Origin of the sequence: Dietzia sp. PP-33 (assembly GCF_033790845.1) — a bacterium.
Taxonomy (GTDB): Bacteria; Actinomycetota; Actinomycetes; order Mycobacteriales; family Mycobacteriaceae; genus Dietzia.
Map to the genome: position 1 here is coordinate 1 of NZ_JAMYEI010000015.1, position 17036 is coordinate 17036.

Consider the following 17036-nt stretch of genomic DNA (forward strand, 5'->3'; position numbering starts at 1 on the left):
AACGCGACCGAAAACGTCCGCCTGCCCGTCGCAGTAATACCTATCGGCGTAGTCATCATCGTCCAAACTCCGATCCCCGCGCACTGCACCAACCTGTCTCACGATCAGGCTGGCAGAGAACGCGCTGCGCACGCGGGAGTACATGCGCTGGAGCGGATGCCCGGGATGGTGGGGCCGGCCAGGGGGGCGGATGCCCGGGATGGGTGGGGCCCGGTCAGCTGCCGCAGGCCCGCCCTGTTTGTGCCTGCCCGGTCTGCGCACGCTCCGTCGCCGGGTGCACGGCCACGATCCCCAGCTGGCTGCGGCGCCGGCACGCGGCGGCCAGGACCTCGTAGTTCCGGGCCCCCAGTAGCTCCACCAACTCGTCGCGCAGGGAGACGTACACCGGCTCGGCCCCGACGTGTGCTTCGGGCGATCCGGTGCAGTACCAGTCCAGGTCAAGTCCGCCGGGGCCCCAACCACGTCGGTCGTACTCACCGATACGGGTGTGGAGGACCTCCACCTCGTCGGCCCGCGTCTCCCACTCCTGCGTACGCCGGATGGGCAGCTGCCAGCACACGTCCGGTTTGGCCTCGGGCAGGGTGCGGCCCGTGCGCGCCGCCATGTGGTGCAGGGCGCAGCCCGACCCGGCCGGGAAGCCGACGTCGTTGAAGAACACGCATCGGCCGCCCAGGCGACGCGTCCGCAGGGCGGGCTCGGGCTCGCCGTCGTCACCGGTGAGTTCGTCCTCCTCCAGCCATGGCTCGAGATCGCCGCCCTCGGACCCCGCGGCCTCCAGAGCGGCCTCCCGGTGCTGCCAGTCGTCGGGACCCAGGAGTTCGACGTTCAGCGTCAGGCGTTCGCGGTCGTCGTCGTCGCACAGGAACGCCCCGTGGGTACAACAACCCGAGTCGGGTTGGTCGGTGTCGATGCCGTGGCAGGCCGGTGTGCCGAAGACGCAGGTCCACGAGGACAGCAGCCAGGTCATGTCCGCGGAGACCAGGTGTTCGTCGTTCGCGGGGTCGGGGAACGTGTACCACTCGCGGGGGAAGTCGAGGGGGACTTCCGGCAGGGGCGCGCCCGGGGTGCTGGTGCGTTCGGTGGCGGTCACAACCTGCGACCGTAGACCGTTTAGGGTGGGCGTGTGAGATTAGGTGTCCTGGACGTCGGGAGCAACACGGTCCATTTCGTGGTGGTCGACGCCCATCGGGGCGGCCATCCCACGCCGATGAACGATTCCAAGACCCGTCTGCGGCTGATCGAGTACCTCGACGACGAGGACAACATCTCCAAGACCGGCATCGCCCGGCTGATCGACGCGGTCAACGAGGCCGCCGATCTGGCCAAGGCCACCAAGTGCGGCGAGGTGATGGCACTGGCCACCTCCGCGGTGCGCGACGCGGCCAACTCGGACGCCGTCCTGTCGAAGGTCGAGAAGGAGACGGGCATCGAGCTGCGCGTGCTCTCCGGCGAGGACGAGGCGCGCATGACGTTCCTTGCGGCCCGCCGGTGGTTCGGGTGGAGCGCCGGGCGGATCGTCAACCTCGACATCGGTGGTGGCTCGTTGGAGCTCACGAGCGGGGAGGACGAGCTGCCCGAACACGCCTACAGCCTGGCCCTGGGCGCCGGCCGGCTCACCCATGACTGGTTCCACTCGGATCCGCCCGAGCGCAAGCGCATCAATCAGCTGCGGGACTACATCGACGCCGAGCTCGATGGGCCCGCCAAGGCCATCCGTGCGGCCGGTGAGCCCGATCTGGCCTGCGCCACGTCCAAGACCTTCCGCACTCTGGCGCGGCTGACCGGCGCTGCGCCGTCTTCGGAGGGGCCACGGGTGGAACGGGTTCTCACCGCGTCGGGTCTGCGGCAGGTGATCGCCTTTATCTCTCGCATGACGGCCGCCGACAGGGCAGAGTTGGAGGGGATCAGCTCTGACCGGTCGCATCAGGTGGTCGCGGGAGCGCTGGTGGCGGAGGCGTCTATGAGGGCTCTGGGTTTGGAAAGTGTGAAAATCTGCCCGTGGGCTCTGCGGGAGGGGCTCATTCTGCAGCGTCTCGACCGGGACGCGGGCGGCGACGGAAAGGGGAGCTGAGATGGCCGAGGATCAGGACGGTCAGCAGATCACCGTGGCGGAGCTGCTCAAGCGCATGGGCGCGGAGCAGTCGGACGCGGCCGCACCGACGGGGCGCCGGCACCGGCGGGCCGACGAGGGCGGTAGCGGTGTGAGCGTCTCCGAGCTCACCGGAGAGATCCCCAAGATCACCGATGACACGGTGCTCAGCAGTCGCGCCGCCCGTCGCCGGGCCCGCGAGGCGGAGGAGGCCGAGCAGGCCGAAGCCGACAACACGAAGGCCGGCAGCACGAAGGCCGACAACGCAGCGACCGGGGCCGAGGAGAAGACCCCCGAGACGACGACGACAACGCCGGCAACCGCCCCACCCGGGCGGCGACGGAGGTCCGCCGATCGACCGGCGACCCCCGCCGCCGAGGCACCGGTGACGCCCGCAGGCGCTCCGTCGGCAGCCCCGCAGCAGGCACAGTCAGCGCCGACCGCTCCGCCGCAGAGCGTTCCTCAGCAGGCGGCCCCTCAGCAGGCGGCCCCTCAACAGGCGGCCCCGCAGAACGCCCCTCCGCAGCAGCCCACGCCGCCGCCGGCCGTCGACGAGCAGGCCGCCGATTCCGGCAGGAAGGGTGGCCTGCGCGGGCTGTTCGGCCGCAAGCGCAAGGATGCCGAGCAGTCGCGGTTCGACGCCCCGGCCGTGCGGCCGACCCCGGCGCAGCGACCGGGGACCTCTCCGGGTGTCGCGGCAGGCGCTGCCGCGGGTGTCGCCGGGACCGCGGCAGCGGGAGTGGCCGCGTCGGGCGGCGATACGGACGGGCCGGAGTCGCGCAGGCCGGACTCCGCGATCGCGGGGACCCCGTCGACGGCGTCCCGCCCTGCTCCGACCGTGCCGGTGACGAAGACCGACGCACCCGCCGCGTCGGCGCCGACGACCGCCCCGGCAGCATCGACGCCTGCAGAGCCGACACCCGCAGAGCCGACACCCGCAGAGCCGAAGCCCACGGACTCGACGCCCGTCGGGGGGCCTGCCCAGAAGTCGGCGCCCGCGCCCGCGCCCGCTGGTGGGACCTCGACGTGGGGTGCGCCGTCGGGCAGCGGCTCGACCGCCCATCGCGCACCCGATGCCCCCACCGAGGCGTCCGCCCCCGGTCTGGCCGCGGCGGGTCTCGCGTCGGCCGGCGGGGCAGCCACCGCGGAGGCCGCCTCCGCCCGGACGGCCTCCATGCCGGCCACCCCGGATCAGACGGGCCCGGATCAGACGGCCCCGGCTCAGGCGGCCCACGACCGGACGACGGCCCTGCCCGAGTCCTCGCGGGATCGCGGACCGGACGACGCCCCGGACACCGCCGACACCGCCGACACCCCCGGACGCTCCTCCACCACGGAGTGGCTGGTCCTCGTGGCGCAGGTGCTGGCCGCCGGCGTCGCCGGCGCGGCGTTGTTCATCGGCTTCCAGTTGCTGTGGCGTGACCTGCCGTGGGTGGCCATGGCGCTGGCGGTCGTGGTGATTGTCGGGCTGGTGGCGATGGTCCGCGTGCTGCGGCGGTCGAACGACATGGTCAGCATCGCACTGGCGGTGATCGTCGGCCTTGGCGTGACCTGCGGACCCCTGCTGCTCAGGGTGGTCACCTAGCCGGCCCACCGCCCCGCCCCGACCCTCCGCCCGCGCCCTTCCGGTGCGGGCGGAGTCGTCGTCACGGGCGCCCCCGCCGCGGGACGAGCCGCGCGGGCCCGCCGAGAGCGTGTGGCACTGTATGGGGCATGACGAGAATTGCAGTGGTCGGTGGCGGACGAATCGGTGAGGCCCTCATCGCGGGACTCCGGGAGTCCGGCACCGAACCCTCCGACATCGCGGTGATCGAGGCCGTCGAGTCCCGCGCCGCCGAGCTGGCCAAGAAGTACTGCATCCTCGAGACCGGCCTCGACATCGGGTGCGAGGGCGCGGATGTGATCGTGGTGGCCGTCAAGCCCGGTGACGTCCCGGCGGTCGTCGACCGGATCGGCAACGCGATCTCCGACAGCGTCCACGAGTCGATCGTGGTCTCGCTCGCGGCGGGCGTGCCCACGTCGGTGCTGGAGAACAGGCTCAGCGCGGGTTCGCCGGTGGTCCGGGTGATGCCCAACACGGCGATGCTGGTGGGGCAGGGCGTCTCGGCGGTCTGCAAGGGCCGCTACGCGCGCGACGAGCACCTGGAGAAGGTGGTCGCCATCATGGAGAGCGTGGGCTCCGTCGTCGTCGTCGACGAGTCCCAGATGGACGCGGTGACGGCCGTGTCGGGTTCCGGGCCCGCCTACTTCTTCCTCCTGGCCGAGGCCATGGTGGACGCGGCGGTCGAACAGGGCATCTCACGAGACGTCGCGTTGCGACTCGCCTCCGGCACGGCCCTGGGCGCGGGCGCGATGCTCACCGGCGGCGGGGAGGGCCCCGCCGATCTGCGCGCCGGCGTCAGCTCGCCGGGCGGCACCACCGCGGCGGCGATCCGGCGGCTGGAGGCCGGGGGCCTGAGGTCCGCGGTGGCGAACGCGGTGGAGGCGGCCGCGACCAGGTCGCTGGAGCTGGCGCAGGCGGCACAGAAGGCCGACGACGACGAGCGCGGCCACTGACCGACCCGCGCGAGCCCGCTGCGCCGGACAGGCGAGCCGGGCACGGGAACGCACGCGACCCGCCGGGTGAGAGATCAACCACCCGGCGGGTCGCCGCATTTAGCACAAGCCCAGTTCAGGGCGGGTCAGGCAGGGGTGGCGCGGCGTGTCGTCGAAGTAATTTGCCCACTCCCGTCGCATTGATCACACCCTTCACGCTAGGCTCATACCCAGCACGTGCGTGTCCGTACCGCAGGAGGGGAAGCCTGCGGCACGACGCGTGCCACGAAGGGTTGTGAGATGGCGACTAGCGATAAGAACGAAGGCGGCGCGCAAGCGGCGGGGGGATCGCAGTTCCTGACCGTTGCTGAGGTCGCTGCGCTGATGCGCGTGTCCAAGATGACGGTGTACAGGCTCGTCCATTCGGGCGAGCTCCCCGCGGTGCGGGTGGGCCGGTCGTTCCGCGTGCATTCCAAGGCCGTCCACGAGTACCTGGACACCTCGTACTTCTCGGCCGGCTGATTTTCCAGCCGGCTGGTTTTCCGACCGGCTGATTTTTCGAACGGCTGAATTTTCGAACGGCCGAGCCTCTCCGGGGCGGCCCCCGGGTCCGTTTTCATAACGGCCCCACCTGCGGGTAGTCTGGACGGGTTCCGTCCCGGCTTTGAGTCCGCTCAGCTGCCGGAGCGCAGTTAGCCAAGATGCCCCAGACCAGCAGTCGACAGGTAGGTGACCCCCGATATGGGTTCTGTGATCAAGAAGCGCCGCAAGCGTATGTCCAAGAAGAAGCACCGCAAGATGCTCCGCCGTACGCGCGTGCAGCGTCGCAAGCTCGGTAAGTGAGTCCGGCGGCTGCTCGATAGCGCCCGGACTCACGCCTGTAGCGGATGCCCGCCACCCTTCAAGGGTGGCGGGCATCGGTGTGTCAGCAGGTCTCCCGGGCGGCAGTTCGCCACTCGGGATCGGCCGGCGATCGGGTGGGCCTACCGGGCACCGGAGCAGGGGGGTCCACGGCTAGAGTGGGCCGGGTGAACCCCGAAGTGCCAACCCGTCGGCCCGCCCGGGCGGTCGCGGTCGTGGGCGGAAGCCGCTACCTCGGCGCGCACCTCGTGGGGATGTTGCTCCGGAGCGGAACCGTCGAGCGGGTCCTGGCCATCGACTCCGTCAAGCCGTCGCCGCAGCACCGCCGGCGCATGAGGGACGCCGAGTTCGTCCGCCTCGACCCGCAGTCCCCGCGCCTGCAGGGCATCCTGCGCGACGCCGGCATCGACACCGTGGTCCACGCGGGGCTGCACCACACCGATTTCGCCGCGGGCGGCCGCGCGGCCGTCAAGGAGTCCAACATCATGGGCTCGATGCACGTGATCGCGGCCTGCGGGCGGGCCGCGTCGGTCCGACGCTTCGTACTGATCTCCTCGACCACCGTGTACGGCTCCTCGGGCGTGGATCCGGCGATGTTCACCGAGGACATGGCCGCCCGCCGCCAACCCAGCGGCGGCATCCCGCTGGACCACCTGTCGGTCGAGGGATACGTGCGCGGGATGTCCCGCAAGCGCCCGGACATCGACGTGACCATCCTGCGGATCCCCGCGATCCTCGGTCTGCCCGAGCCCACGGTGTTCGGGGAGCTGCTCGCGCCGTCGATCGCCCCCGTGCTGGCCGGCTACGACCCCCGCATCCAGCTGCTGCACCCGCAGGACGCCCTCGACGCGCTGGTGCACGCCACGATGGGGGCGGCGCCGGGGACGTTCAACATCGCCGGCGACGGGATCCTCACGCTCTCCCAGGCCATCCGTCGCGCCGGGCACGTCCCACTGCCGGTACCGCCGCAGACGTTCAAGCTCGCGGTGCGCCTGTTGTCCAGCCGGGGACTGCGCGACATCGGGCCGTCGCAGCTGCGCTACCTGCGTTTCGGCCGCGCAGTGGACACCACGCGCATGCGCGACGAGTTCGGCTTCACCCCGCGGTACACCACCGAGGAGGCACTGCACGCCTACCTGGTGGACTCGGGCACGGAGCCGCTGATAACTCGGGAGTCGCTCGAGCGTAAGACGGCCCGGATCGCGGCGCTGCTCCCGTCGCCCGTGGCCACCCGCCTGCGCGCCGGGGTCGACACCACCCTGTGTGAGCTCGAGGCACTGGGCGCGCTACCCGACCCGATCGAGGAGGAGGCGCTGTGAAGGGCCCGGAGTTCGACCTGAGCCGGCCGCTGGGCGGCCCGCGCTGGGGGGAGGGCGGCCGCGACTCGCGGAGTAGCCGCATCGTGGGCGAGGGTTTCCTCGGCACCACCAGCAGCAGCGACGCCGCCGCCACCGAGATCGGCCGGATCGTCGACCGGTTCCTCACCTCCATGCGGGCCTCGCTCGGGCAGGTGCTGGAGGCGCTGCCCGTCGACGCCGAGTTGCTGTCCCCGGTGCGCGACATCGCCCGGGGGGTCGACGTGATGCTCGCGACCGGCGACGTGAGCGCGCTGTCCGGGCTGGTCGACGCCGTCAACGGGGTCGGCGAGCTGATCGCGACCCGGATCACCGGCGGGTACGAGGTCGACGAGTTCGGGTTCGACGAGCACTTCCACCGGAACGTCTGGCTGCCCCTGTGGCGGCCGCTGTACGAGCACTGGTTCCGCGTCGAGGTGATCGGCGCCGAGAACATCCCCGCCGACGGCGCCGGGCTGATCGTGTCCAACCACGCCGGTGTGCTGCCGGTGGACGCTCTCATGACCACCGTCGCCGTCAACGACCACGCCGGACGTGCCCTGCGGCTGCTGGCCGCGGACCTGGCCATGACGCTGCCGATGTCCGCGCCGCTGGCCCGCCGGGCCGGGGCGTCCCTGGCCTGCGCCGCCGACGCCGAGCGGCTGCTGGAGGGCGGAAACGTGGTGGCGGTGTGGCCGGAGGGCTACAAGGGGCTGGGGAAGCCGTTCGCGGACCGGTACCGGCTGCAGCGCTTCGGCCGCGGCGGCTTCGTGGCGACCGCCCTGTCCGTGGGGGCCCCGATCATCCCGTGCTCGGTGGTGGGCTCCGAGGAGATCTACCCCAAGATCGGCGAGTTCCCCCCGCTGGCCCGGCTGCTCGGACTGCCGTACCTGCCCATCACGCCCACGTTCCCGCTGCTCGGCGGCCTCGGCGGCATCCCGCTGCCCACCAAGTGGACCATCGAGTTCGGCAAGCCCATCGAGACCTCGAACCTGGGTCCCGACGCCGCCGACGACCCGATGGTGGTCTTCGAGATCACCGACCAGGTCCGCGAGACCATCCAGAACACGCTGTTCCGCAACCTCGCGCGCCGCGGGAGCGTCTTCTTCGGCTGAGCCGGGCGGCTCAGAACATCCGGCGGACCTGACCGATCGTGCGCGCGCCGTAGGAGGAGCGGACGGCGGCCCGGGCTCCCGCGAGTCCCCCCACCGCGAGCACACCCGGCACCGCCTTCTTGGCGGCCTTGCGCACCGTGCGGAAGTCCTTGATGTCCCAGCCGTTCTCCGAGGCGTACTTGCGCAGCCGGCCGTCCGGGTTGATCGCCACCGGGTTGCCGACCATCGTCAGCATGGGCATGTCGTTGAAGCTGTCCGAGTAGGCGTAGCACTTGCTCAGGTCGAAGCCCTCGGCCTCGGCGAGGGTGGAGATGGCATGCGCCTTGCCGGGCCCGTGCAGGATGTCGCCCACCAGCTTGCCGGTGTACACGCCGTCCTCCTCCTCGGCCACGGTGCCGAGCGCGCCGGAGAGCCCGAGCCTGGAGGCGATCACCCGCGCCAGCATGACGGGCGTGGCGGTGACCAACCAGACCTGCTGACCGGCGTCGAGGTGCATCTGCACGAGCGAGCGGGTGCCGGGCCAGACGCGGTCGAGCATCGAGGTGTCCACCACCTCCTCGCTGAGGGCGGTCAGCTCCGCGACGGTGTGTCCCTGGACGAAGCTCAGCGCCTTGTCGCGCCCGGCGGCCACGTCATCGGCGTTCTCTCTGCCGGAGACCCGGAACTTGACCTGCGACCACGCCAGCCCCGCCACGTCCTGCGCGGTGAAGAACTTGTGCTTGGCCAGCCCGCGGGCCAGCAGGATGATCGAGGCGCCCTGGATGAGGGTGTTGTCGACGTCGAAGAACGCCGCGGCCTGCGGGTCGGGGACGAACGTCGCGGAGGCGTGGTCGGCGTCGGTGAGCGTGGCGTCGGCCAGCGGGGGACCCGGCTCGGACCCGGGATCGAGCTTGACCGCGTTCTTGGCGGAGGCCTCGCCGGCGACCCTCTGGTCGCGGGCGCTGCGGCGGCGCCAGACCAACCGCCCGATCGCTGTCGTGACGTCTGCCCGGCCGGGGAGCCGGATACCGCGGCCGGGGTCCGGAACGTCGGCGTCGGGACCCTCCGAACCGTCGGGATCGTCGGTGTCCGGGGCATCGACGTCGGGGCCGTCCGGGCCGTCGCTGGCGTCGGTGTCGTCGTTCACCGGGTGGACCTCCTAGTGGGGGTGGGACCCCATCCTAGGGCAGCCCGGGACGGGTCGGGCACTATCGAGGCATGGTGCACACGGTGACCCTGCTTACCCGCGAGGGCTGTGGGAGCTGCGTCCGCGTCCACGGCCAGTTGATCCCGCTGTGCCCCCCGGAGCGGGCGCGGCTCGAGCTGGTGGACGTGGACCGGGCCCGCGACCCCGAGCTCGCGGTGGAGTACGGCGACCGCCTGCCGGTGGTGTTGGTGGACGGCGCGGAGCACTCGTGTTGGGAGGTCGACGACGACGAGTTGCTCGCCACTCTCGGCGAGCCGGATCCGTTCCCGGGCTGGGACTGAGGCGTTCGGTCGTCCGCGTTCAGTCGTCGTCGCGGTGGTCGCCGGCGCGCAGTGACTGCAGGATCGTCGCGTGTCGGAGCAGGAAGGCGCCCTCGTCGAGCTTCTTGCGCCGGAGCCAGCCGGTGACCTCGCTGTTGTGCTTGCTGGCGTTGCAGGAGGCGCAGGCGGGGACCACGTTCTCCAGGGTGTAGCGCCCGCCACGGGAGACGGGCATGACGCAGTCGCGCTGCAGCGCGGGGCCGTCCGCCCGGCAGTAGGCGCATCCGCTCCAGGCGTCGAGCAGGTCGGCCCACTGCGGGGCGGTGAGGTCGTTGTCGACGCGGGCGAGCCGCACCTTCCGTCGCCTGGCGTACCGCGCGCGCCTGGCCGCGGACACGGTGGCGGAGGACCGTGTGGCGGAGGACCGACGACGAGGGGGCACGGCGCAACCGTACGTCGACCGTGCCGCGCCGCGGAGCGGGTCCCGGGAGTCGGGGGTCGGCGCTGTTCACGGCGACGACGCGGGGCGTCCCGGGCATAGCATCCGCCCCGGCGACGGTTTTGTCCCGGGGTGTCATGCGGGTTACGGTGGAGTTCGTTGCGGGTCGATCGCGAGCTCAGGCCACGGCCGTCCCGGCAGGGGATTCCACTGGGGATCGCCCTGTTTGCAGCCGTGCACACCGACAGGAGACGACCGACTGTGGACCACTGTTTCGCGTGTGCGTCCAGTGCGGTCCCGTCGTTCCCGTTCTCCCGAGTTGACTGGGCGGTGCCCATTCTGGCATGGGCCCCTTCGGCGCCTGCAACGGGGGGTCGACTGTGAGCATTCTCCTGGTGGGCCTGTCCCACCACAGCGCCCCCGTCTCCCTGCTGGAGTCGGTGGCCGTCGCGGAGACCGATCGCGACGCTCTCACCGAGCACCTGATCAGCGGCACGCACGTCGACGAGGCGATGATCGTCACCACCTGTAACCGCGTGGAGGTCTACGCGGCCGTGGAGGCGTTCCACCCGGCGCTCGACGACGTCGTGGGCCTGCTCTCGCGCCATTCCGGACTCTCGCCCGACGAGCTCAGCCGCCACCTCTACGTCCGGTACTCCGAATCGGCCGCCGAGCACCTGTTCTCGGTGGCCTCGGGTCTGGACTCGATGGTCGTGGGCGAGCAGCAGATCATCGGGCAGATCCGCACCGCCTACCAGTCCGCCTCCGACATCGGCGCGGCCGGCTCCACGCTGCACCGCCTGGCCCAGCAGGCCCTCCACGTGGGCAAGCGCGTCCACACCGAGACCGGTATCGACTCGGCGGGGTCGTCGGTGGTGTCGGTGGCGTTGGACCGCGCCGCGGAGATCCTCGCGGCCGGAGGAATCGACGACGACGAGACGGCCCCCGCACCCGGCGCGGCGCGGCCCCGCCGTCTCGACGGTCGCCGGGCGGTCGTACTCGGGGCGGGTGCGATGGGCGGGCTCGCCGTCGCGCACCTGGGCCGGGCCGGGATCGCTCATATCGACGTCACCAACCGCACCCCGGAGCGCGCCGACCGTCTCTCGGAGATCGCCCGCGACTCCGGCACTCCCGCCTCGGCCTTCCCGATGGAGGACCTGGCCGACGGGATCGCCGCCGCCGACATCCTCTTCACCTGTACCGGCGCCGTGGGCACGGTCGTGACGCTGGGCGACGTGCACACCGCCGTGGCCCGCCGCGACCGGGACCGCCCGCTGGTGATCTGCGACCTGGGGATGCCGCGCGACGTCGACCCCGCGGTCTCGGGACTGCCGGGCGTGACGGTGCTGGGCATCGAGGCCCTCAACGCCGATCCCGCCACCTCGGCCGCGGCCGCCGACGCCGACGCCGCCCGCACGATCGTCGACACCGAGCTCGCCGCTTACACGCAGGCCGAGCGCATGGCCGGGGTCGGGCCACTGATCGGCCGCCTGCGCGGCCGCGGTGGACAGGTGGTGGCGGCCGAGATGCGACGCCTGGACTCGCGCCTGCCCGAGATGGACGACAAGGTCCGCGACGAGGTGGCCAACACCGTCCGCCGCGTGGTCGACAAGCTGCTGCACCCGCCGACGGTGAGGTTCAAGGAACTCGCCGCCCAGCCGGACGGGGAGAACCTGGCGGCCGTCGTACGGACCCTGTTCGATCTGGACGATCTGGACGGCACGGACGAGAGCAGCACGGAGCAGAACATCACAGAGCAGGGCATCACGGGTGAGTCGAGCGTGGACGAGGAGGCGTCATGAGCAGGACCCTGAAGGTGGGCACGCGGGGCAGCAACCTCGCCACCACACAGGCCGGGCACGTGCGGGACGCGCTCATCGCCGCCGGACACCCGGCCGAACTGGTGATCGTGCGGACCAGGGGCGACGTGGTGATGGCGCCGGTCGAGCGGATCGGCGTGGGCGTGTTCACCATGGAGTTGCGTCTCGCGCTCGAGCGCGGCGACTGCGACGTCGCGGTCCACTCGTACAAGGACCTGCCCACCGCGACCGACGAGCGGTTCGCGCCCATGGTGGTGCCGCCCCGCGTCGACCCCTCGGATGTGCTCATCGCCCGGGACGGGCTGACCCTGGCGGAGCTGCCCGAGGGCGCCCGGGTGGGCACCTCCGCGCCCCGCCGGCGCTCCCAGCTCGCCGCGGTCCGGCCGGATCTGGACCTGCACCCGCTGCGCGGCAACATCGACACGCGCATGTCGTACGTCACCAGCGGTGATCTCGACGCGGTCGTGCTGGCCGGCGCCGGGCTCGACCGGGTGGGCCAGGGCGACCGGGCCAGCCAGCGGTTCGGCATCGATGAGATGCTCCCCGCCCCGGCGCAGGGCGCCCTCGCCGTCGAATGCCGCGCCGACGACCCCGGGGCGGCCGAGGCGATCGCCGTGCTCGACCACCTGCCCTCCAAGATCCAGGTGACGGCCGAACGCCGGCTGCTCGCCGAGCTCGAGGCCGGGTGCACCGCTCCCGTCGGGGCGCGCGCCGACCTCGACGGAGGAGTCCTCACGTTGCACGCGGTGGCCGCCGCCCACGACGGCTCGACCGTGCTGCGCACCGAGGGCTCGACCGCAATCGCGGACCACCCGGACGGACCCGTCAACGCCGCGGACGAGCTGGGGCGCCGACTCGCGGCGGACCTGCTCGATCGAGGCGCCCGAGACCTGATGGCCGAGAAATCCACCGAGGAACGGGCGCCGCTCGTACCGAGAGAGTCGACGACGGCGCCACCGACCGTCACAGAAACCTGATCGATCCCCTTTCATGCTCCCCGTCGCGCGCAGCCAGCGCGCGACACCCACACCACGGAGAGACGAACAATGACTCGAGCACGCTCCACCCGCCCCGGAACCGTCCGCTTCGTCGGCGGCGGTCCAGGTAACGCGGGGATGCTCACCTGCCGGGCCCGGGAGGTCCTCGCCGGTAACGCGCTGGTCTTCGCCGACGCCGACGTCTCCACCGAGGTCCTCGCGCTCGTCGCGAACGAGGTCCCGGTCCCGGAGGACCTGCTGGACGAGCGCCGCGCCGAGATGGACGCCGCCGTCGCCGCCGAGGACAAGGCCGAGATCAAGCGCCTCAAGACGCTGCCCGCACCCACCGCGGCCGACGTGCGCCCCGTCCTGGGTGAGCCGGCCGCCGTGGCCAAGCAGCTCGTCGCCGAGGCCAAGAAGGGCCACGACGTGGTTCGGCTGGTCACCGGTGACCCCATGACCATCGACGCCACGGTCACCGAGATCGCCGCCGTCGGACGCACCGTGGTGCCGTTCGAGGTCGTGCCGGGAGTCGCCGAGGCCACCGCCGTGCCCGCCTTCGCCGGCATCGCGCTGGGCTCCGGGTACGTCTTCGCCGACGGCCGGGGCAAGGTCGACTGGGCCTCGCTGGTGAGCTCGCCCGGCCCGATCGTCCTGCGCACCACCGGTCGGCACCTCGCGGAGGCCGCCTCCAACCTCGCCGAGCAGGGCCTGGCGGCGGGCACCCCGATCACCGTGACCTGCTCCGGTTCGCTCTGTGCCCAGAAGTCCGCCGACGGTACCCTGGCCACCATGGCCGAGGTCGGGCGCGAGATGGACGGCGACCTGGTGGTGACCATCGGCAAGTCCGCCGGTGAGCGTCACCGTCACCAGTGGTGGGAGTCGCGGGCCATGTTCGGCTGGAACGTGCTCGTGCCCCGCACCAAGGCCCAGTCCGCCGAGATGAGCGAGCGGATCGCCGAGCACGGCGCCGTCCCGGTGGAGGTGCCCACCATCGCCGTCGAGCCGCCGCGCAGCCCCGCCCAGATGGAGCGCGCCGTCAAGGGCCTGGTCGATGGCCGCTACCAGTGGGTCGTGTTCACCTCCTCCAACGCGGTCCGCGCGGTGTGGGAGAAGTTCTGCGAGTTCGGTCTGGACGCGCGTGCCTTCTCCGGCGTCAAGATCGCCTGCGTGGGCGAGGGCACCGCGGAACGGGTCCGCGAGCTGGGCATCCAGCCCGAGCTGTTGCCCTCCGGCGAGCAGTCCAGCCAGGGCCTGCTCGAGGTCTTCCCGCCGTACGACGACGTGCTGGATCCCGTCAACCGGGTCCTGCTGCCGCGCGCCGATATCGCCACCGAGACCCTCGCCGAGGGCCTGACCGGCCGCGGTTGGGAGATCGAGGACGTCACCGCGTACCGCACCGTCCGCGCGGCCCCGCCGGCCGCCGAGATCCGCGAGATGATCAAGAGCGGCGGGTTCGACGCCGTGTGCTTCACCAGCTCCTCCACCGTCCGCAACCTGGTGGGGATCGCCGGCAAGCCGCACGCCCGGACCCTGATCGCGTGCATCGGCCCGCGCACCGCCGAGACCGCCGCGGAGTTCGGACTCCGTGTGGACGTGCAGCCGGAGAACGCCTCCATCATCGATCTGGTGGACGCGCTCGCCGAGCACGCCGATCAGCTGCGCGAGGCCGGCGAGCTGCCGCCCCCGCGTCGCCGGGCCCGCCGTCGCTGATGGCGTCGTGCGCCGCGCCGGACCACCGGTGTCTTTCGTACAGTGGAGCCCGTGACCACTCCGCCTGAGACCGACACCGCTTCCGTTCCGGCACCGCTGGTGCGTCCGCGCCGGCTGCGCTCGACTCCGGCGATGCGCCGCCTCGTCGCGGAGACGACGCTCGCCCCGCGGCAGCTGGTCCTGCCGGCGTTCGTCGCCGACGGCATCGACGAGCCCCACGCGATCTCCTCGCTGCCCGGGGTCGTCCAGCACACCGTCGATTCCCTGCGCCGCGAGGCGGCCGCGGCCGCCGAGGCCGGACTCGGCGGGATCATGCTGTTCGGCGTCCCGCGCGATGCGGACAAGGACGCCACCGGCAGCTGCGGCGCCGCGCCCGACGGCATCCTCAACCGTGCGCTGGCCGCGGTCCGCGAGGAGGTGGGCGACGACATCGTGGTGATGGCCGACACCTGCCTCGACGAGTTCACCGACCACGGTCACTGCGGGGTCCTCGGCACCGACCCGCGCGGCGAGCAGATCGTCGACAACGACGCCACCCTGGCCGCCTACAACGATCTCGCCGTGGCCCAGGCCGCCGCCGGCGCCCACGTGGTGGGGCCCAGCGGGATGATGGACGGTCAGATCGCCGCGATTCGCGAGGCTCTCGACCGGGAGGGCTACCAGGACGTGGCGGTCCTGGCATACAGCGCCAAGTACGCCAGCGCCTTCTACGGACCGTTCCGCGAGGCGGTCGGCTCGTCGCTGCGGGGGGACCGCCGTACGTACCAGCAGGATCCCGCCAACCTGCGCGAATCGCTGCGCGAGGTGCGGCTGGACCTGGACGAGGGAGCCGACATGGTGATGGTCAAGCCCGCGATGTCCTACCTCGACGTCCTGCGCCAGACCGCCGAGATCTCCGACGTCCCCGTGGCGGCCTACCAGGTCTCCGGCGAGTACGCGATGATCTCCGCCGCCGCCGAGCGCGGCTGGATCGACCACGACCCTGCGGTCATGGAGTCGCTGATCTCCATCCGCCGCGCCGGCGCCGACGTCGTCCTGACCTACTGGGCGCTGCACGCCGCACGCCTCCTCGCCGACGGGTGGGCCTCGCGGTGACCGGCACCGGGCCGTGGCGCCCGCCCGCCCGGACCGACGGCCGAGCCGACGGCCGGCCCGAGGAGCCGGCGGGCCCGCTGCCCGACGACGTCCACTCCGCCTGGGTCCTGTGGCTCGCCGCCACCGGGTTCGCGCTGCTGGGGATGCTGCTCAACGCCGCCACCTCCCGCTTCGGTGACCTGCCCGTCGCCACCCGCGACGCCTTCCGTGAGGCCGTCGACACCGCCGGGTCCACCGACATCTCCATCGAGGCGCTGTTCGGCATGGCCCGGATCGTGGGCGCGATCCTGGCGGTGCTCGTCGCGGTGGTGACCGTGTGGTTGGCCTTCCGCCTGCGGGCGGGCAAGGGCTGGGCACGCACGATGCTCGACATCGTGGCGATCTTCCTGGTGGTGGACGCGGTCTCGGTGGTGATCGGCGTGTACGGCGGTGTCGCCATGGCGGGGGAGCGCGGCGAGGTCGTCACCTTCATCGTCATCTCGCTGCAGATCCTCGCGGGACTGTGCGCCGCCACCGCGGTGTGGCGCCAACACACCGCCGAGGCCATGGAGTTCACCACCGGTGGTGCACGTGGCGGCGAGTGAACCCGGGCGCCCGGGGCCCGAGCCCGAGGGCCCCGTCCTCTTTGCCGAGGACGGGTGGAGCTGGGCCTGGATCTTCGCAGGCCCGCTGTTCTGTGCGGGCGCGGCGGTGTTCGAACTGGGCATGGGAGCTCCCGTCCACTGGCTCATGCTCACCGTCTGTGCGATCGCCACGGCGATGTGCCACGGCGTGATGATCGCCGCCACCCGCGTCCACGGCCGCGTCCGGCTCACCCCGACCACGTATATCCAGGGCACCGAGGAACTGGAACTCGACCGCGTCGAGCAGGTCCTGCCCCTGCCGGGCGAGGGCCGTCCCGAGGCCTCGTGGGAGACCGCCCGCACCCTCGGGGAACTGCACGAGATCCCGCGCCGCCGGCGGTCCGTGGGGCTGCGACTGGACACCGGAGCCGAGGTCCGCGCGTGGACCCGCCACCCGGTGGCCCTGCATGCCGCGCTCGAGACCGCGGTCCGATCGGCCAGCTCGGGCACGGCCACGGGAACCGCCGCGGACCCCACGTGAGCGCCCGCCGCCACGCGCTGCGGGCCGTCGTCGCAGCGGTCCTGGCGGTGGTGCTGTGGTGGCTGTCGCGCGACTTCGTGGCCGTCCGACCGCCGGAGGTCGACCCGCCCGTCGAGGGCATGATCCTGCGGATCCACACCGAGCCCTGGCTGTTGATGGCGGCAGCGCTCGCGGCCGGCCTCGCGATGGTCTCCGCGACTCTCGCGGTTCTCGGTCGCCGCCCCCGGCCCAGACACTAATATATCTACTTCTGCCTGCCGTTTTCCGCCGCTGATCCAGCCCGCGGTAACGATCAGATGACGGTTCGCTGAGTCGACGTGGGTCTGGTCCGCGTGGCGCTCGCCGCAGGCTACATTTGGTGCGGTTCGGACGCTTGTGACGCTCGTGAACTTGAGCGGTCGCGGCGTCCGATTCGTCTGGCAGTCATTCACAGAACATGGAATCGGGGATCGGTGCAGCCGTCTAGCACTTTTGTTGGCACCACCGCGGTCGTCGGGGCGATCGCACT

Annotated in this window: 18 protein-coding genes; 15 read left to right on the plus strand and 3 right to left on the minus strand. The window is 72.0% G+C overall.

The features are described from left to right. Positions 1-214: 214 nt before the first annotated feature. Entirely contained in the window at positions 215-1090 is an 876-nt protein-coding gene (locus NJE57_RS18465) for a hypothetical protein (protein WP_319029977.1), read from the minus strand. A 33-nt stretch (positions 1091-1123) separates the two neighbouring features. Here NJE57_RS18465 and NJE57_RS18470 point away from each other — a divergent pair, with 33 nt between their 5' ends. From NJE57_RS18470 to NJE57_RS18500, 7 genes are all read left to right on the plus strand, one after another. Further along, a complete protein-coding gene (locus NJE57_RS18470) occupies positions 1124-2071 on the plus strand; it encodes a Ppx/GppA phosphatase family protein (protein WP_319029978.1) in 948 nt (315 codons plus the stop codon). A gap of 1 nt (position 2072) precedes the next feature. Further along, the gene (locus NJE57_RS18475; RefSeq protein WP_319029979.1) at positions 2073-3674 is read left to right on the plus strand and encodes a hypothetical protein; all 1602 of its coding nucleotides are present in this window, start codon (positions 2073-2075) and stop codon (positions 3672-3674) included. A 128-nt stretch (positions 3675-3802) separates the two neighbouring features. Next, positions 3803-4645, plus strand: a complete 843-nt coding sequence (proC, locus tag NJE57_RS18480) for a pyrroline-5-carboxylate reductase (protein WP_319029981.1) — start codon at positions 3803-3805, stop codon at positions 4643-4645. A gap of 279 nt (positions 4646-4924) precedes the next feature. Continuing rightward, a complete protein-coding gene (locus NJE57_RS18485; RefSeq protein WP_319029982.1) occupies positions 4925-5146 on the plus strand; it encodes a helix-turn-helix domain-containing protein in 222 nt (73 codons plus the stop codon). Positions 5147-5365: 219 nt separating this feature from the next. Beyond that, positions 5366-5467 (plus strand): 30S ribosomal protein bS22, encoded by a 102-nt coding sequence (locus tag NJE57_RS18490; protein WP_003855542.1) that lies wholly within the window; start codon positions 5366-5368, stop codon positions 5465-5467. Between the two features lie 185 nt (positions 5468-5652). Continuing rightward, on the plus strand, positions 5653-6804 hold the full coding sequence (locus tag NJE57_RS18495; protein ID WP_319029983.1) for an NAD-dependent epimerase/dehydratase family protein: 1152 nt from the start codon (positions 5653-5655) through the stop codon (positions 6802-6804). Further along, positions 6801-7934, plus strand: a complete 1134-nt coding sequence (locus NJE57_RS18500; RefSeq protein WP_319029984.1) for a lysophospholipid acyltransferase family protein — start codon at positions 6801-6803, stop codon at positions 7932-7934. The genes NJE57_RS18495 and NJE57_RS18500 overlap by 4 nt, the downstream gene beginning before the upstream one ends. A 10-nt stretch (positions 7935-7944) precedes the next feature. Here NJE57_RS18500 and NJE57_RS18505 read toward each other — a convergent pair whose 3' ends face one another. Next, a complete protein-coding gene (locus NJE57_RS18505; RefSeq protein WP_413464440.1) occupies positions 7945-9060 on the minus strand; it encodes an HAD family hydrolase in 1116 nt (371 codons plus the stop codon). A 71-nt stretch (positions 9061-9131) separates the two neighbouring features. On the opposite strand from NJE57_RS18505, the gene NJE57_RS18510 reads away from it, so the two are divergent. Further along, positions 9132-9401: a glutaredoxin family protein gene (locus tag NJE57_RS18510; RefSeq protein ID WP_319029985.1), complete on the plus strand. Its 270-nt coding sequence runs from the start codon at positions 9132-9134 to the stop codon at positions 9399-9401. A 19-nt stretch (positions 9402-9420) separates the two neighbouring features. Here NJE57_RS18510 and NJE57_RS18515 read toward each other — a convergent pair whose 3' ends face one another. Then, entirely contained in the window at positions 9421-9777 is a 357-nt protein-coding gene (locus tag NJE57_RS18515; protein WP_319030039.1) for an HNH endonuclease signature motif containing protein, read from the minus strand. Positions 9778-10199: 422 nt separating this feature from the next. Between NJE57_RS18515 and NJE57_RS18520 the strand changes: the two genes are divergently transcribed. The 7 genes from NJE57_RS18520 (at position 10200) to NJE57_RS18550 (ending at position 16767) form a co-directional block, all read left to right on the plus strand. Beyond that, a complete protein-coding gene (locus NJE57_RS18520; protein ID WP_319029987.1) occupies positions 10200-11621 on the plus strand; it encodes a glutamyl-tRNA reductase in 1422 nt (473 codons plus the stop codon). Beyond that, the gene (gene hemC, locus NJE57_RS18525; RefSeq protein ID WP_319029988.1) at positions 11618-12616 is read left to right on the plus strand and encodes a hydroxymethylbilane synthase; all 999 of its coding nucleotides are present in this window, start codon (positions 11618-11620) and stop codon (positions 12614-12616) included. Before NJE57_RS18520 ends, hemC begins: the two co-directional genes overlap by 4 nt. Positions 12617-12685: 69 nt before the next feature. Continuing rightward, a complete protein-coding gene (locus NJE57_RS18530; RefSeq protein ID WP_319029990.1) occupies positions 12686-14329 on the plus strand; it encodes a uroporphyrinogen-III synthase in 1644 nt (547 codons plus the stop codon). A gap of 51 nt (positions 14330-14380) precedes the next feature. Continuing rightward, positions 14381-15424, plus strand: coding sequence for a porphobilinogen synthase (hemB, locus tag NJE57_RS18535; RefSeq protein WP_319029991.1), 1044 nt, complete (start codon positions 14381-14383; stop codon positions 15422-15424). Next, positions 15421-16008, plus strand: coding sequence for a hypothetical protein (locus NJE57_RS18540; RefSeq protein ID WP_319029992.1), 588 nt, complete (start codon positions 15421-15423; stop codon positions 16006-16008). The genes hemB and NJE57_RS18540 overlap by 4 nt, the downstream gene beginning before the upstream one ends. Next, positions 15995-16528, plus strand: coding sequence for a hypothetical protein (locus NJE57_RS18545; RefSeq protein ID WP_319029993.1), 534 nt, complete (start codon positions 15995-15997; stop codon positions 16526-16528). Before NJE57_RS18540 ends, NJE57_RS18545 begins: the two co-directional genes overlap by 14 nt. Beyond that, complete coding sequence (locus NJE57_RS18550; RefSeq protein ID WP_319029994.1) at positions 16525-16767, plus strand: hypothetical protein; 243 nt, start codon at positions 16525-16527, stop codon at positions 16765-16767. Before NJE57_RS18545 ends, NJE57_RS18550 begins: the two co-directional genes overlap by 4 nt. Positions 16768-17036 lie beyond the last annotated feature (269 nt).

What these genes read in the sequence shown, in the direction of transcription:
- NJE57_RS18475 (WP_319029979.1), top strand. Translation starts at nt 2,073, where the DNA reads ATGGCCGAGGATCAGGACGGTCAGCAGATCACCGTGGCGGAGCTGCTC.
- proC (WP_319029981.1), top strand. Translation starts at nt 3,803, where the DNA reads ATGACGAGAATTGCAGTGGTCGGTGGCGGACGAATCGGTGAGGCCCTC.
- NJE57_RS18485 (WP_319029982.1), top strand. Translation starts at nt 4,925, where the DNA reads ATGGCGACTAGCGATAAGAACGAAGGCGGCGCGCAAGCGGCGGGGGGA.
- NJE57_RS18490 (WP_003855542.1), top strand. Translation starts at nt 5,366, where the DNA reads ATGGGTTCTGTGATCAAGAAGCGCCGCAAGCGTATGTCCAAGAAGAAG.
- NJE57_RS18510 (WP_319029985.1), top strand. Translation starts at nt 9,132, where the DNA reads ATGGTGCACACGGTGACCCTGCTTACCCGCGAGGGCTGTGGGAGCTGC.
- hemC (WP_319029988.1), top strand. Translation starts at nt 11,618, where the DNA reads ATGAGCAGGACCCTGAAGGTGGGCACGCGGGGCAGCAACCTCGCCACC.
- NJE57_RS18530 (WP_319029990.1), top strand. Translation starts at nt 12,686, where the DNA reads ATGACTCGAGCACGCTCCACCCGCCCCGGAACCGTCCGCTTCGTCGGC.